This is a genomic window from Endothiovibrio diazotrophicus (assembly GCF_054657215.1).
Window position 1 is genome coordinate 1 of record NZ_BAAHXB010000019.1, and the last position, 15,467, is coordinate 15,467.

The window sequence follows — 15,467 nt, forward strand, 5'->3', positions numbered from 1 at the left end:
TTAGGAAAGGGGACGGCTGGAGAAGTGGTTGAAGAACTGCTTGGCGGTGCGTCCGCTGCGGGCGCCGCCGCGTTCGTGGGCGAAGCGGATCGCCTCGGCGTGGAGTTCCGCCCGGTCGCCGTCGTAGCCGGCGAAGTAGCTGTCGACCATCGCCAGGTAGCCGGGCTGGTCGGCGGGGTGGAAGGAGAGCCACAGGCCGAAGCGGTCGGAGAGCGAGATCGACTCCTCGATGGCGTCGGCGTAGTGCAGCTCGCCGTCGACGATGTGGCTTGCGCGGTTGTCCTCCATGTACTCCGGCCGCAGGTGGCGGCGGTTGGAGGTGGCGTAGACCAGCACGTTGCGCGGCGGCCGTTCGATGGAGCCCTCCAGCACGCTCTTCAGCGATTTGTAGACCGGATCGCCGCTCTCGAAGGTGAGGTCGTCGCAGAAGATGACGAAGCGCTGGGACAGGTCGCGGATCTCGTCGACGATCTCCGGCAGGTAGATCAGGTCGTTCTTGTCCACCTCGATCAGCCGCAGACCGCGCCCGGCGTAGGCGTTGAGCAGCGCCTTGATCAGCGACGACTTGCCGGTGCCCCGCGAGCCCCACAACAGGGCGTTGTTGGCGGGGTACCCCTCCAGGAACCGTTCGGTGTTGCGCACCAGCGCCGCTTTTTGTCGCTCGACCCCGACCAGCGAGTCGAGGGTGATCGGGTCGATGTCGCCCACCGCGCGCAGCGCCTGGCGGTGGTGGCGCCAGATGGCGGCGACGGTGGTGTTCCAGTCGATGCTGGACGGCGCGAACGGCGGATCGTTGGGGGGCATGGGGAGCGATCTCCGAGGAGGCGGAAGGGGCCTGCGCGAGGGGGTGACGGTCACGTCGGTATCGTCCCGCTTTGCGGGCACGGGATCAAGGTCGCCCGCGGCAGGCGGGTGCCGGCTCACGACGGGTGGCGAAGCGCCTGACGAATTCGTTCCCACCCTGTGCTCCTTCGGGCTTTATCGGCGTGAAAAAAGATCGCTCAAGATCCCGGCGGGCTGGCCGATAAATGGCAATGAGGACGTGAATCCGTACGTTCAACGACCATTGGAGGGACCTATGGACACTTCCGGCATCGCCAGCGATTCGATGCTCGGCGCGCAGATGGTGAAGATGGCCCTGGACATCCAGGCTTCGAACGTGGCCCAACTGCTCGACGCGGTCCCCAAACCGCCGCAGGCAGGGGCGGTCGCCTCGCAGCCCGAGCCGGTGGCCCCGGATCCGAGTTCGCGACTGGGACAGAACATCGACGTGAGGGCGTAACCCCGGTGGAATCGCTGACGCGATTCCACTTTTTCGTTTTTCGAAAAAGGGCCGCGATGCGGCCCTTTTTTATTTGCGAAACGCGGCGCAGCCCACGATTGCCGGTGGCGGCCGCATTTTCTTCACAAATTTTGGTTTCGCGGTGAGCGCCGGGAGGAACCTCGGCGTCACCGCATGTCACGTCCCTTCGGGACCACCCGGGGCGAAACCGATGTGCAGCGCGGCGATGCCGAGGGTGAGGTTGCGGTAGGTCACCTCGCGCAGTCCCGCCGCTTCCATCACCCCCTTCAGCGTCTCCTGATCGGGAAAACGGCGGATCGACTCCACCAGATAGCGATACGCCCCCGGCTCGTTGGCCATCAGTGCGCCGAGGCGCGGGATCACCAGGTAGGAGTAGAGCCGGTAGAAGGGGCGGATCGGCGCCCACGGCCGGGAGAATTCCAGGCAGAGCAGCCGTCCGCCGGGCCTGAGCACCCGCACCGCCTCCTTCAGGGCCGTCTCCAGGTGGGTCATGTTGCGGATGCCGAAGGCGACGGTGAGGGTGTCCACCGAGGCGTCGGCCAGGGGTATCCGCTCCCCGACGCCCGCCACCAGGGCGACGTGGTTGAGCCCTTTGCGGCGGCCGGCCGCCATCATCTCCAGACCGGGGTCGATCAGCAGCACCGCGCGGTCGGCACCGGCCAGGGCGCGGGCCACGTCGCCGGTGCCGCCGGCCAGGTCGACCAGGGTCTGGCCGGTGGCGGCGGCCGCCTCGCGCACCAGCCGCCGTTTCCACAGGCGGTGGATGCCGAAGCTCATCAGGTCGTTCATCAGGTCGTAGCGCGGCGCCACCGCACGGAACACCCGCCGCACCAGCGCCTCCCGCTCGGCGGGCTCCACCGTCCGGTCACCGAACTGGCGGGCGTGGTCCTCGGACATCGCGTTCATTTGCGGACCCTCTTCTTTTTTCAGGGGTTCAGCGCGGCGCGGGCGGCGGCGGCGATCTTTTCGGGGGGAGTGCCGTAGGGGAGGGTCTCCACCCAGCGGCCGTCGGCGGTGATGACGTAGATGTTGGCGGTGTGGTCCACTTGATAGCCGCCGGCCGAGTGGTGGTCGACCACCCGGTAGGCCGCGCCGTAGCGCCCCACCGCCCGGTCCACCTCCTCCTTGCTGCCGGTGCGGCCGAGGATGGCGGGGTGGAAGTAGGCGGCGTACTTCTCCAGTGCCGGTGGCTGGTCCCGCGCCGGATCGACGCTGACGAACACGCCCTGCACCTGCGCCAGCTCCTCGGGGCTGAGCGACTTCAGCGCCCGCCCCATGTCGGAGAGCGAGGTGGGACAGATGTCGGGGCAGCCCATGTAGCCGAAGTAGAGCAGCACCACCTTGCCGCGCAGCGTGGCGAGGTCGAAACCGCCGACGGTGAAATCGCCGCCGGGGGGCGTCTCCACCGCGGGTGGGGTGAGCACGGTGTGCTCCGGTGGCTGCGGCTGCCAGAAGAGCAGCAGCCAGGCGAGCAGGGCGGCCAGGGCGAGCAGCGCGGCGACGGCGAGGTTTTTCGATTTCACGGCGTACTCCCTAACGGCTGGCGACGAAACGGAAGGGGGCGTCGATCAGCCCGTCGGCGGTGCGCATCAGCAGGCGGGCCTCCCACTCCATCGCGTCGAGGACGCAGACCGGCAGCAGGATACCACCCTCGAAGCGCCCTGCCGTCCCCTGCAGGGCGGTACGGTTGAAGCCCATGTTCATCTCCACCCCCTGGAAGTCCGCCTCCACCGCCTCCACCGCGCGCCCCTCCAGCACCGCGCTGAGGGTGAGTTGGCGCATCGGCTGGATCGGCGTCGGGGCGATCGCGAAGGTGACCCGCCCGCCGCCGGGGAGTGACGAGGTGCAGGGGCCGTGGTTGAGGTTGCAACCGGGGTCCAGCGGGGCGCTCGCGGCGACCGGCGGGTGGAGCAGCGGCCACGCCTTCCAGGCGGCGGTGCCGATCGTCGCGGCGGCGAGCAGGGCCACCGCGCTCCATAGGTGTTTGCTGTTCATCGGGCCGCCGGGGTGAGGGGGGAGCGGTTCATGGGGGCGGATCTCGGCCGGGGTGTTGCGGAATAGCCACGGGAGCATACCTCAGGCGGCGCAGCGGCGTGGCCCGGATTTCACAAAGCGGTTGTGGAATCCATTTCAACTCATTGATGACCAAGATCTAATGGGGGTGTTCACGGAGGCGGAGGGTGAAACGGTCATGATTTTCGTCGGGGGACCGTTTAGAATTTCCGCCCCCACTTCCCCAGCAGCCGGTCCCCGGACTGGAAGGCGCAAATACCCGGTGATGGAATGAGCCTCAACCTCAGCCTGAAAAAGATCCTCGTCGTCGACGACTTCCCCGAGATGCGCTCCGCCATGAAGCGGATGCTGCTGTCGCTCGGCGCGAAGGACGTGGATGCCGCCAAGAACGGCCGGGAGGCGCTCGCCCTGATCACCCGCAAGGCCTACGACCTGGTGCTCTGCGACTACAACCTGGGCGAAGGCAAGGACGGCCAGCAGGTGCTGGAGGAGGCCAAGCACAAGGAGCTGGTCGGTTTCTCCACGGTGTTCATCATGGTCACCGCCGAGAACGCCATGGACACCGTGATGGCGGTGGTGGAGTACGGCCCCGACGACTACCTGACCAAGCCGTTCGCCAAGGACGTCCTCGCCTCCCGCGTCGAGAAGGCGTTCAACAAGAAGATGGATCTCAACGAGATCGAATCGGCGATGGCCAAAAAGGACTATCGCCGGGCGCTCGAGCTGTGCGACGAGAAGATGGCCGGCAAGCCGCGCAACCTCGGCGAGCTGCTGCGCCTGAAGGGCGAGATCCTGATCAAGGTGGGGCGCTACCCGGAGGCGGAGAAGCTCTACGAGGGGGTGCTCGCGATCCGCAGCGTGCCGTGGGCCGAGCTCGGTCTGGGGCGGGCCAAGTTCCTCGCCACCAAGTACCTGGAGGCGCGCGACGTCCTCTCCGACCTGAGCAAGAAGAAGCGCGACTACGTGCAGGCCTACGACTGGCTGGCCAAGACCCAGGAGGAGGTGGGCGCCACCCGCGAGGCACAGGCCACCCTGGAGGCGGCGATCGAACTCTCGCCGAAGGCGATCCAGCGGCAGAAGGCGCTGGCCCAGGTGGCGATGAAGAACGAGGACTTCCAGGCCGCCGAGAAGGCCTTCCGCAAGACCGTCTTCCTCGGCAAGGAGTCGATCTACCGCGACCCCGCGGACTACGCCGGCCTGGCCAAGGTGCTGACCATCAACAAGTCCAGCGGCGAGGCGATGAAGGTGCTCAACAACGCCAAGCAGGAGTTTCAGAACGACCGCGCGGCGAATCTCCAGATCGCGCTCGCCGAGGGCGACGTGATGCGCCGCCTGGAGCGGGAGAAGGAGGCCAACGACGCCTACGGCCGGGCGATGGAGATCCACGAGACGGTGACCGAGGACCTCCCCTATCAGGTCTCGGTGGACGCCGCCAAGGCCGCCTTCCTGATCGGCGACAGCGACAAGGGCAGCGCCCTGATGCGCGACATCGTCCTCAACTACTCCGAGGACCCGCGGGCGATGGCGGCGGCCCAGCACGCCTTCGAGGAGGCGGGCCTGGGGGCCGACGGCAAGGACCTGATCACCGCGGTGAAGGGCGAGCTGGTGAAGCTCAACAACCAGGGGGTGCAACTGGTCAAGGAGGGCAAGCTGGAGGACGCCACCCGCTTCTTCCTCGACGCGGTCAAGGGCATGCCGAAGAACAAGACCGCCAACCTCAACGCCGCCCAGGTGATGCTGATGTCGATGCAGAAGAGCGGGCCCGACAACCGCTACCTTTATAAGGTGCGCGAGTGCCTCGACCGCGCCCGCGAGATCGACCCCAACGACAAGCAGCTGCAGAAGCTGAGCGACCTCTTCTTCCACCTCAGCGGCCAGCACTGACATTATTTTTCTAGCGAAAAATAATGCATTGGTTTTTTGGGGTGGACTGTGTCCGCGGTGATGTCGGGGTTTTCTACCGACGCTGATTTCGGGCATAGGGCGGGCCGCGCCCGCCGTGATGCTGAGGTTCACTGCCGACGACGGTGCCAGCCGAAAGGTCAGCCGTCCGTCAAACGTTCCAGCAGCTCTTCTTTCGTGATCGAAAGGTGCTGGGCAGCATCTCCCAGGATGTGGTTGAGGGTGCCCATTCTGAGCGGGTTGTGGAGTGGAATGGTGAGGTGATGTTGGCCATTGTCCGTCTCGCGGGTGAGGCGAACGTGGCTGCCGGTCTGTCGGGTGGGAGCATAGCCGAGCGGCGCAAGGCGCCGGATCAGATCGCGTCCGGTCCAGTCTCGCGGCAGCCTCATGCGGCAAGAATCTCCTCTCGCACGAAGTGCAGGCGAATCAGTTTCGGCCGCTGGGATTCGTCGAAGTGGCAGGCGACCGCATCCTTGACCATCTCCCTTAGCTCTTCCAGCGTGTCCGCTTCGGTGTAGATGCTTTGGCCGGCGGCATGGGCTTCGAACCCCCCTTCGGGAGATTCGTTCACCAGGAAGAGAATTTCGGTTTCCATCGAGGACTCCGGTGGCTGAAAGGCGGGTGAAATCCGTTTCATTCTAGCCTGATTCCTCGCTCGTTCCGCATATATCGCTTCGCGCTGACCCATTCCCGGCGACGGTGCCTGCGGAGAGGTCACGGCGCCCGCGGGGAGCCCTGCGAAGTGTGTCATATGGCTCGGTGGATCGGTGATTTGCCGTATCGGCTCTCCAGTAGTGACTGTATTTTATTGTTTTTATTAATTGTTTTTTCTGGCTCGCGAATTGCCTCCGCTGCCCGGTTTTCGGTGAGTGATTCTGAGGAGTCGGGAATGCAGCAGCAACGTGGTTGGGTGGTCGGTCTCGCCGGCCTGTTTTCGATGACCCTGGTGGCCCAGGCGGTGGCCGAGGAGACGGCGACCATCACCGTGGAGGCGGCGCCGCTGCCGCTGCTCGGCGGCAACCGGGTGATCCCCGCCGAGGGGCGCGGGGTGGCCGCCGACGGCGGTGAGCTGCTCCGCGAGGTGCCCGGCGTCTCGCTGATGCGCCTCGGCGGCAAGGGGCTCGATCCGGTGATTCGCGGCCAGCAGCAGAACCGCCTCAACATCCTGATCGACGGCGCCTACGTCTTCGGCGGCTGCCCCAACCGCATGGATCCCCCCGCCTCCTTCGCCAACATCGAGGCCTACGACCGGGTCACCGTGCTGAAGGGAGTGCAGACCCTGCAATACGGCGGCGGCGGACCCGGCGGCACCGTGCTGTTCGAGCGCGGCGTGCCCACCTTCACCGCCGACGACAGCGTCCAGGGCAAGGCGGCGGCCAGCTACGCCGCCAATGGCGGCCGCGGCTCGCTGTTCGGCGACCTGGCGGTGGGCGGCGAGCAGGGCTACCTGCGCTTCCAGGCGAGCAAGGCCACCTCCGACAACTACGAGGACGGCGACGGCAACGAGGTGCGCAGCGGCTACGACGAGCGGGGTGGCACGCTGGTCGCCGGCTGGACCCCCGACGCCGCCACCCGGCTGGAGCTGAGCCTGGAGGACACCAGCGCCGATGACGTGCTCTACGCCGGCAGTATGGACGCCCCGGTGGACGACAACCGCACGGTGCGCCTGAAGGGCCGGCGCGACCTCCAGGGGGGCGTTTTCCGCGGTGTCTCCGCCGAGCTCTACCGCACCCGCGTCGACCACGTCATGGACAACTATTCGTTGCGCACGGCGCCGACCATGATGGGGGCGCCGATGCTGATGGTGGTGGAGTCCGACTCGATCACCCGCGGCGCGCGGCTCAACCTGGAGGCCACCTTCGCCGGTGCCGACTGGCTGCTCGGCATCGATCGCATGGACAGCGAGCGCGACGCCACCCGCCGCTCCAACCGCACCATGAGCGGCGCGCTCGCCGCGCCCACGGTGGTCGATTCGGTGATGTGGCCCGGTAGCGAGATCGATCAGCTGGGGCTGTTCGGCGAGGGCGAGTGGCGCATCGATGAGGCTGCCGCGCTGAAGGCGGGGTTGCGCTACGACCGGGTCGACGCCTCCGCCTCGCGGGCCAACGAGATGCCCGCTATGGGGATGACCCGGATGAGCGCCAACGCCCTCTACCGGAGCTACTATGCCACCGCCGACGGCAACACCGACCACGACGAGAACAACTGGGGCGGCCTGCTGCGCTACGAGCGCGACTTTACCAATGGCACCTGGTTCGTCGGCTTCAGCCGCTCGGTGCGCACCGCGGACGTCACCGAGCGCTACCTCGCCGCCAACAGCGCCACCACCGCCCTGCGCTGGGTCGGCAATCCCAACCTCGACCCGGAGCGCCACCACCAGCTCGACCTCGGCGTCTCCGTCGGCGAGGGGCGCTGGAGTCTCGGAGGCGTGGTCTACACCGATTGGGTCGACGACTACATCCTGCGCGACCGCGCCCACGGCCAGAGCGGTATCCTGCTCGCCGACAACGCCACCATCTACCGCAACGTGGAAGCGCGCCTGTATGGCTTTGAGATGGACGGCCGGCTGCGCATCGACGACCACTGGAGCCTGTCGGGCAACCTCGCCTACGTGCGCGGCGAAAACGAGAGCGACAACCGTGACCTGGCGCAGATCCCGCCGCTGGAGCTGCGCGCCGCGCTGGACTACGTAGGGGGGCCGTGGAGCGCCGGTGTGGCGCTGCGCGCCGCCGACCAGCAGAGCCACGTCGACGACAACATGGCCACCGGCAGCGGCCTCGACGTCGGTCCCACCGACGGCTGGGCGGTGCTCGACCTGCATGGGCGCTACCGCATCACCAAGGCCGCCGCCGTCGAGTTCGGAGTCGACAACCTGTTCGACGAGACCTACGCTACCCACCTCAACCGCGCCAACGCCTTCGACCCCACGACGGTGCAGATCAACGAACCCGGCCGCAACGTCTGGGCGAAGGTCAGCTACCGGTGGTGAGGGACGCGGAAGGGATGGATGACCACAAACTCACTTGTCTCGCCCAACGGAGAACAAAACGATGATGAAGAGCCTGCTTTCCGCCGCCCGCCTGCTGGTGCCGCTCCCGCTGCTCGTTGCCGCCCTGACCGCCTCCGCCGGCGAGATCACCGTCGAGGACGCCTGGGTGCGCGCGGTGCCGCCCAGCTCGCGGATGTCGGCCGCCTACATGAAGCTGGAGAACCACGGGGCCACCGCCGACCGCCTGGTGGGCGCCTCCTCACCCATCGCCAAGGTGACCGAGACCCACAACGTCGCCCAGCATGACGGCATGATGCAGATGTTCAAGGTGGACGGCGTCGAGGTGCCCGCCGGCGGTTCGGTGGAGCTCAAGCCCGGCAGCTACCACGTGATGCTGATCGACCTCATCGAGCCGCCGGTGGAGGGGCGGGAGGTCGCCCTGACCCTGCGTTTCGAACACGCCGGCGAGATGACCCTCAATGTCCCGGTGAAGGCCGGCGAGATGAAGCCCATGGGCGGCATGGAGCACGGCCATGACATGGGCCACGAGGGCATGGGGCACTGATCGGAGGGGCGGCTCGCCACGAAGGGATTCGTGGCCGGGCCGAGGTCGTCGGATGGAGCGTTGCCGGCGGATCGCTCCCCGCTTCGATGACCGGTGATCTGTACTTTGAAAGTGCGCGGGAATGCGGGGATGCGCGTAGGGTGTGCCGAGGTTCGAGGCGCACCATTTTCCGGCCGGTGCGCCTCCTGTCATCGGCACACCCTACCCGGCTTCACGCCCTTCATGGTGATAGAACCGGCGAACGGACGCGCCATCGGCCAACCGAAACGGTTCTCCATTCCGATACGCAGACCGCGCTCGTGGCGCACCCTTGGACGATTTCCCGCCCTGCCGTTCCCCTCGCCTCGCGGATGGTTTAGATTGACGGGTTCTGCGCCGGGCCGGTGCCGGTGGCGTCGATACAAGACCAACTGCCAGGGATGCAATCGGGGTGTTCTCTTTTTTCGCGGTCGGCGTTTTCCGGCGCCTCTTTGCGGCGCGGCTGGTGGGCCCGCGCGGCCTGTTCCTGCTGTTGCCCCTGTTGTCGCCATGGCCGGCCGGCGCCGCCGAGGAACTTCCCTTCGGCCGTCTCGGCCTGAGTGAAGGGCTCTCCCAGAGCACCGTCCTCGGCATCGCCCAGGACGCCCGCGGCTTTCTCTGGTTCGCCACCCGCGATGGCCTCAATCGCTATGACGGCTACCGCTTCACCGTCCATCGCCACCAGGAGCGCGCCCCCGACTCGATCTCCGCCAACTTCGTCTGGGCCCTTCACCGCGACCGCCACGGCCGCCTGTGGGCCGGTACCCAGGGTGGCGGCCTCAATCGTTACGACGCCGCAAGCGGTGGCTTCCACACCTACCGCCACGATCCCGCCGACCCCGCCTCCCTCGCCTCCGGCGTGGTGGTCTCCCTGGCCGAGGACCGCACCGGCCGCCTGTGGGTCGGGACCGACGGCGGCGGCCTCGACCGACTCGACTCCCCCGGCGCCCCCTTCGTCCACTACCGCCATGACCCCGCCGACCCCTCCAGCCTCGGCGGCAGCCAGGTGTGGGCGATCCACGAGGACCGCGCCGGCCGCCTGTGGGTCGGCACCGCCGACGGTGGCCTCGACCTCCTCGACCCGGAGGGACCGGCCGGCTTCGTCCACTACCGCCACGACCCGGCCGCCCCCGACTCGCTGGCCGGCGACGCGGTCTGGTCGGTGGCGCAGGACAACGCCGGCAGGCTGTGGGTGGGCACCTTCGGTGGCGGCCTCGACCGTCTGGAAGAGGGGGCCGGCGGCGTCCGTTTCGTCCACCACCGCCACGACCCCGCCGACCCCCACAGCCTCGCCGACGACTTCGTCTGGACGGTGAAGGAGGACCGCCGCGGGTGGTTGTGGGTCGGCACCAACAACGGCCTCAGCCGCTACGACGCCCGCCTCGGGCGCTTCGACAACTTCCTCACCGGGCGCCAGATCAAGAGCCTGTTCGAGGACGCCGCGGGCAACCTGTGGGTCGGCACTTTCTTCGAGGGGCTCTACCGGCTCGACCGCTACGGCGAGAAGTTCGAACGCTACCGCCACGACCCGGCCAGCGACGACACCCTCGGCAACGACGTGGTCTACGGCATCCACGAGGATCGCGAGGGGCGGCTGTGGGTCGCCACCAACGGCGGCGGACTGGACCGCATGGACCTGGAGCAGGGGAAGGTCGACCACTATCGCCACGATCCCGCCGATCCCCGCAGCCTCTCCAGCGACGCCCTGCTGTCGCTCGCCGTCGGCCGCGACGGCACGGTGTGGGCCGGCGCCTACACCGGCGGGCTCAATCGCCTCGACCCCGCCACCGGTCGGGTCACCCGCTACCTCCACCGGCCGGGGCGCGACGACGGACTCGGCGACAACACCGTCTTCTCGATCCTCGAGGACCGCGACGGCAAGATCTGGATCGGCACCTGGAAGGGGGGACTCGACCGCCTCGACCCGGCCAGCGGCCACGTCGACCACTTCCGTCACGATCCCGCCAATCCCGTCAGCCTCGCCGGCGACTTCGTCCAGAGCCTCTACCAGGACCGCGACGGGCTCCTCTGGGTGGGCACCGCCGGCGAGGGGGTCGACCGCTTCGACCCGGCCACCGGCGGGTTCGTCCACTATCCCCCGGACGCCGCCGACCCCACCGCCCTGCACGGCGGCCACGTCTACGCCATCGCTCAGGACGCGAGCGGCGACCTGTGGGTGGGCACCGGCAGCGGTGGACTCAACCGGCTCGACCCGTTGAGCGGCCGCGTGAGCCACATCACCGAGGCCCACGGCCTGCCCAGCGCCACCGTGCTGGGGATCGTCGACGACGGTGGCGGCCATCTTTGGCTGAGCACCAAGAACGGCCTGGCGCGGCTGGAGATCGCCAGCGGGCGGGTGCACGCCTTCGACGCCGCCGACGGGGTGCAGTCGCGGGAGTTCATCGGCGGGGCCGCCCACCGCGGTCGCGACGGCACCCTCTACTTCGGCGGGGTGGCCGGCCTCAACCGGTTCCGCCCGGAGGCGATCGAGGAGAACCCGTTCCGCCCGCCGGTGGTGCTGACCAGTTTCAAGATCTTCAACCGGGAGGCCGCCCTCGGCCGCGACGTCGCCACCGTCGATGCGCTCACCCTCGGCCCCGGCGACCAGGTGATCTCCTTCGAGTTCGCCGCCCTCAACTTCACCCACCCGGAGAAAAACCGCTACCGCTATCGCATGGAGGGGATCGATCCCCAATGGATCGACGCCGGCAGCCGCCGCTTCGTCATGTACAACAACCTGTCGCCCGGCCGCTACCGCTTCCGGGTGGAGGCCTCCAACAACGACGGGGTGTGGAACGAGGAGGGACTGTCGGTGGCGATCCGGGTCCTGCCGCCGTGGTGGGCCGCCTGGTGGGCGTGGCTGCTCTATGGCGCCGCCGCGCTCGCCCTGGTGGTCGGCTATGTTCGCTGGAAGACCCGCGCCCAGGCCGTCGAGATGAATCGTCAGCGGCGCGAGCTGGAGCGCGAGCGCTCGGTGGCCGAGCGGTTGCGCCGGGTCGACCGGCTGAAGGACGAGTTCCTCGCCAACACCTCCCACGAGCTGCGCACCCCGCTCAACGGCATCATCGGCATCGCCGAATCGCTGCTCGCCGGGGCCGGCGGCCCGCTGAGCGCAGCGCAGCGCGGGGACCTGGCGATGATCCGCACCAGCGGCCGCCGCCTGGAGGCGCTGGTTGGCGACCTGCTCGACTTCGCCAAACTGAAGAACGACGGACTCACCCTGCGCATCCGGCCGGTGGAGCCCCACGCCGCGGTGGAGCTGGTGGCGGGGCTTACCCGGCCGCTGCTCGCGGGCAAGGGGGTGGCGCTGGAGAACCGGGTGGAGGAGGGGTTGCCGCTGATCGCCGCCGACGAGAACCGCCTGCTGCAGATCCTCCACAACCTGGTGGGCAACGCGGTCAAGTTCACCGAGCGGGGGCATGTCCGGCTCACCGCCTGGCGATGCCAGGGCGGCGTGGCGATCGCGGTGAGCGACACCGGCATCGGCATCCCGCGGGAGCGGCTGGGGGCGATCTTCCACACCTTCGAACAGGCCGACGGCTCCATCGAGCGGCGTTTCGGCGGCAGCGGTCTGGGACTGGCGATCACCCGCCGGCTGGTGGAGCTGCACGGCGGCACCATCGAGGTGGAGTCCACCCCGGGGGAGGGGAGCACCTTCACCGTCACCCTGCCGCTGGCCGGGGCGGCGGGCGTCCCTGCGCTGGCCCCGGAGGCGACGGCGCCGCCGAACGGCGGGAACGAGCCGCCGCCGTTGCCGGAGGAGGTGGCCGCGGCGCCCCCCTCCGCCGAGACCCTGGCGGCGGCCCGCGACCTGCGCGGGGCGCGGGTGCTGGTGGTGGACGACGACCCGGTCAACCTGCGGGTGGTGCACAACCACCTGCAACTGGCCGGGATGGAGGTGACGGGCGCCGCCTCCGGCCAGGCCTGCCTCGACCGGCTCGCCGACGAGCGCCCCGACCTGCTGCTGCTCGACGTGATGATGCCGCGGATGAGCGGCTACGAGACCGCCCGCCGGGTGCGCCAGCACCACGTCGCCGACGACCTGCCGATCCTCTTCCTCTCGGCGCGCGACCAGGTGGACGACCTGATGGAGGGATTCGCGGCGGGCGGCAACGACTACCTGGCCAAGCCGATCGCCCGCGGCGAGCTGCTCACCCGGCTCGCCTTCCAGCTCCGCTCGGCGCGCACCCGCCGCCGGCTGCGCGAGGCCGAGGAGAAGTACCGCGCGCTATTCGACGCCGCCGCCGAGGGGATCTTCCAGCTCGCCCCCGACGGGCAGGTGGTGAGCGCCAACCGGGCGCTGGCGGAAATCCTCGGTTACTCCTCCCCGGTGCGGCTGATCGGCGAGTTGGGGCCGCTGCCGGAGCGGCTGTTCGAGCCGGAGCGGCGCGAGGAGCTGATGCGCCGGTTGCGCCGCGGGGTGCGGGTGGGCGGCGAGGCCGGCGAGCTGCGCCGTCCCGACGGCACCACCCGCTGGGTGCTCTTCTCCGCCCGCGCGGTGCGCGACGAGGAGGGCGAGATCCGCCACTACGACGGCGTGCTGGCCGACGTCACCGACCTCAAGGCGCGCGAGGCGGCGGAGCGCGAACGGGCCGCCGCCGAGCTCTCCAGCCGCTCCAAGAGCGAATTCCTCGCCGCCATGAGCCACGAGATCCGCACCCCGATGAACGGCGTGATGGGGTTCACCGAACTGCTCCTGAAGAGCGGCCTCAACGACCAGCAGCGCGACTACGTGGAAACCATCAGCCGCTCCTCGGCCAACCTGCTGGCGATCATCAACGACATCCTCGACTTCTCCAAGCTGGAGGCGGGGCAGATGGCCATCGACGAGGTCCCCTTCGACCTTCAGGAGGTGGTCGACGAGGTGATGGCGCTGCTTGCCCCCGCCGCCGTGGAAAAGGGGCTGGAGCTGGGTGCGGTGGTCGATCCCGCGGTGCCGGAGCGGCTGCTCGGCGACCCGCTGCGCATCCGCCAGGTGCTGATCAACCTGGTGGGCAACGCGGTGAAGTTCACCGAGCGGGGCGGGGTCTGGCTGCGCGCCGCCCCGGCGGAATACGAGGGGCGCTCCGTCCGTCTGCGGCTGGCGGTGGAAGACAGTGGCGTCGGCATCCCCGAGGCGGTGCGGGGTCGGCTGTTCCGGCCCTTCTCCCAGGCCGACGCCTCGGTCACCCGCCAGTACGGCGGCACCGGCCTGGGACTGGCGATCTGCCGCGGCCTGGTAGAGGGGATGGGCGGCACCATCGAAGTGGAGAGCGAGCCGGGACGTGGCGCCACCTTCCGTTTCACCGTCGGCTGCCGCCGCGACCCCATCCCGCCCCGCCCCGACCCGCTGCTCGCCCACCGCCGGGTGGTGGTGTGGGAGGAGCGGGCGGTCCTGCGCGAAGGGACGGTGGCGGCCCTGCGCCGCTGGGGGGTGGCCGCCGAGGGGTGCGCCGACGCCGCGCAGTGGGCGGACGCGGCGGCGGGCACCGAGCTGCTGCTGCGCGGCCTTCCCGAGGGCGAGGAGGAGGCGGTCGCCGGCGCGCTGCTGGAGCGCCTCGGCGGGAGCCCGCCGGTGGGGCTGCTGGCCGCCACCTTCGATCGTGCCGTGCTCGAGCGGATGGCCGCCGACGGCGCCCGTTTCGCCCTGCCCAAGCCGACCCGCTTCGCCGAACTGCGCCGCGAGCTGCGCGCCCTGTGGGGCGCGCCAGCGGAGCTCGCCGCCGCCGAGCCGGCGGAGGACGGATCGATGCGCGGGCTGCGCATCCTGGTGGTGGACGACAACGACGTCAACCGGCTGCTTGCCGGCACCCTGTTGCGCCGTCGCGGGGTGGCGGTGGTGGAGGCCGAGAGCGGCGAGGCGGCGGTGCGCGCGGTGGTCGAGCAGCCGCGCTTCGACGCCGTGCTGATGGACATCCAGATGCCCGGCATGAGCGGCCTGGAGGCGACCGAAGAGATCCGCAAGCGGCAGACCGCCGGCAGCCCCACCCCGGTGATCGCGCTCACCGCCCACGCCATGCCCCACGAGCGCGAACAGTTCCTCGCCGCCGGCATGGAGGACTTCCTCTCCAAGCCGCTGCGCGAGGCGGAGCTGTGGGCGGTGCTCGCCCAGTGGGTGGCGATGCCGGAAGGGGCGCCGGCCCCGGCCGCCGCCCCACCGGCGGGGCGCCGGAGCGACAAGCCGGGAGGGCTGCCCCCCTACGACCGGAAGCGTGCCCTGGAGATCACCGGCGGCAACTCGCAGTTGGCCGAGCGGCTGCTGGGGATGTTCCGCGACGGCCTTCCCGAGGGGCGCGAGCGGGTCCTCACCGCGCGGGTCGCCGGCGACCGCGAAGGGCTCGCCCGCGCCGTGCACAAGTTGCGCGGTGCCGCCGCCAACAGCGGCGCCCCGGCGATCGAGGAGGTGTGCGCCGAACTGGAGGTGGTGCTCAAGGGCGAAGGGGGCAGCGACCGCGAGGACGAACTGGTCACCGCCCTACTGAAGGAGATCGAACGCTTCCCCGCCCCTTGAGTGCTCCCCCAAACTCTCGTTACCACGTTCCGCGTGGTCTCGTTACCACGCTCCGCGTGGTAACGCCCTCTTCGACGCTCCGCGTCTTGCCGAACGAAGGCATTGACCCGCAGGTTGTCCGCTGCCGAGCAGGACGCAGAGCGTCCAAGGCGATGGATTACGACGCAGAGCGTCGTAACCAGAGCCC

11 protein-coding genes are annotated in these 15,467 nt (G+C 69.3%); 5 read left to right on the forward strand and 6 right to left on the reverse strand.

The window, feature by feature from the left end; genetic code table 11:
* Positions 1-804, reverse strand: a complete 804-nt coding sequence (locus ACYQ2W_RS07230; RefSeq protein ID WP_459864740.1) for an ATP-binding protein — start codon at positions 802-804, stop codon at positions 1-3.
* A 274-nt stretch (positions 805-1,078) separates the two neighbouring features.
* On the opposite strand from ACYQ2W_RS07230, the gene ACYQ2W_RS07235 reads away from it, so the two are divergent.
* Positions 1,079-1,282: a putative motility protein gene (locus tag ACYQ2W_RS07235; protein ID WP_459864742.1), complete on the forward strand. Its 204-nt coding sequence runs from the start codon at positions 1,079-1,081 to the stop codon at positions 1,280-1,282.
* Positions 1,283-1,459: 177 nt separating this feature from the next.
* On the opposite strand, the gene ACYQ2W_RS07240 is transcribed toward ACYQ2W_RS07235, so the two are convergent.
* The 3 genes from ACYQ2W_RS07240 to ACYQ2W_RS07250 are packed head-to-tail and all read right to left on the reverse strand — an operon-like array spanning position 1,460 to position 3,376.
* Positions 1,460-2,200 carry a class I SAM-dependent methyltransferase gene (locus tag ACYQ2W_RS07240; RefSeq protein ID WP_459864866.1) on the reverse strand — a complete coding sequence of 247 codons (741 nt, stop codon included), beginning with the start codon at positions 2,198-2,200 and terminating at the stop codon, positions 1,460-1,462.
* 29 nt (positions 2,201-2,229) lie between these two features.
* Positions 2,230-2,826 (reverse strand): SCO family protein, encoded by a 597-nt coding sequence (locus ACYQ2W_RS07245; RefSeq protein ID WP_459864745.1) that lies wholly within the window; start codon positions 2,824-2,826, stop codon positions 2,230-2,232.
* A 10-nt stretch (positions 2,827-2,836) separates the two neighbouring features.
* Positions 2,837-3,376, reverse strand: a complete 540-nt coding sequence (locus tag ACYQ2W_RS07250; RefSeq protein ID WP_459864747.1) for a hypothetical protein — start codon at positions 3,374-3,376, stop codon at positions 2,837-2,839.
* A 210-nt stretch (positions 3,377-3,586) separates the two neighbouring features.
* Between ACYQ2W_RS07250 and ACYQ2W_RS07255 the strand changes: the two genes are divergently transcribed.
* Positions 3,587-5,200 (forward strand): response regulator, encoded by a 1,614-nt coding sequence (locus tag ACYQ2W_RS07255; RefSeq protein ID WP_459864750.1) that lies wholly within the window; start codon positions 3,587-3,589, stop codon positions 5,198-5,200.
* A 158-nt stretch (positions 5,201-5,358) separates the two neighbouring features.
* Here the strand turns inward: ACYQ2W_RS07255 and ACYQ2W_RS07260 are convergent, their stop codons facing one another.
* Both ACYQ2W_RS07260 and ACYQ2W_RS07265 read right to left on the reverse strand, forming a co-directional pair.
* Positions 5,359-5,607: a type II toxin-antitoxin system HicA family toxin gene (locus ACYQ2W_RS07260; protein ID WP_459864752.1), complete on the reverse strand. Its 249-nt coding sequence runs from the start codon at positions 5,605-5,607 to the stop codon at positions 5,359-5,361.
* Positions 5,604-5,813: a 2-oxoisovalerate dehydrogenase gene (locus tag ACYQ2W_RS07265; RefSeq protein WP_459864754.1), complete on the reverse strand. Its 210-nt coding sequence runs from the start codon at positions 5,811-5,813 to the stop codon at positions 5,604-5,606. Before ACYQ2W_RS07265 ends, ACYQ2W_RS07260 begins: the two co-directional genes overlap by 4 nt.
* A gap of 294 nt (positions 5,814-6,107) precedes the next feature.
* Here ACYQ2W_RS07265 and ACYQ2W_RS07270 point away from each other — a divergent pair, with 294 nt between their 5' ends.
* From ACYQ2W_RS07270 to ACYQ2W_RS07280, 3 genes are all read left to right on the forward strand, one after another.
* Positions 6,108-8,207, forward strand: a complete 2,100-nt coding sequence (locus ACYQ2W_RS07270; protein WP_459864756.1) for a TonB-dependent copper receptor — start codon at positions 6,108-6,110, stop codon at positions 8,205-8,207.
* Between the two features lie 61 nt (positions 8,208-8,268).
* Positions 8,269-8,772, forward strand: a complete 504-nt coding sequence (locus ACYQ2W_RS07275) for a copper chaperone PCu(A)C (protein WP_459864758.1) — start codon at positions 8,269-8,271, stop codon at positions 8,770-8,772.
* 430 nt (positions 8,773-9,202) lie between these two features.
* Positions 9,203-15,280, forward strand: coding sequence for an ATP-binding protein (locus ACYQ2W_RS07280; RefSeq protein WP_459864761.1), 6,078 nt, complete (start codon positions 9,203-9,205; stop codon positions 15,278-15,280).
* Positions 15,281-15,467 lie beyond the last annotated feature (187 nt).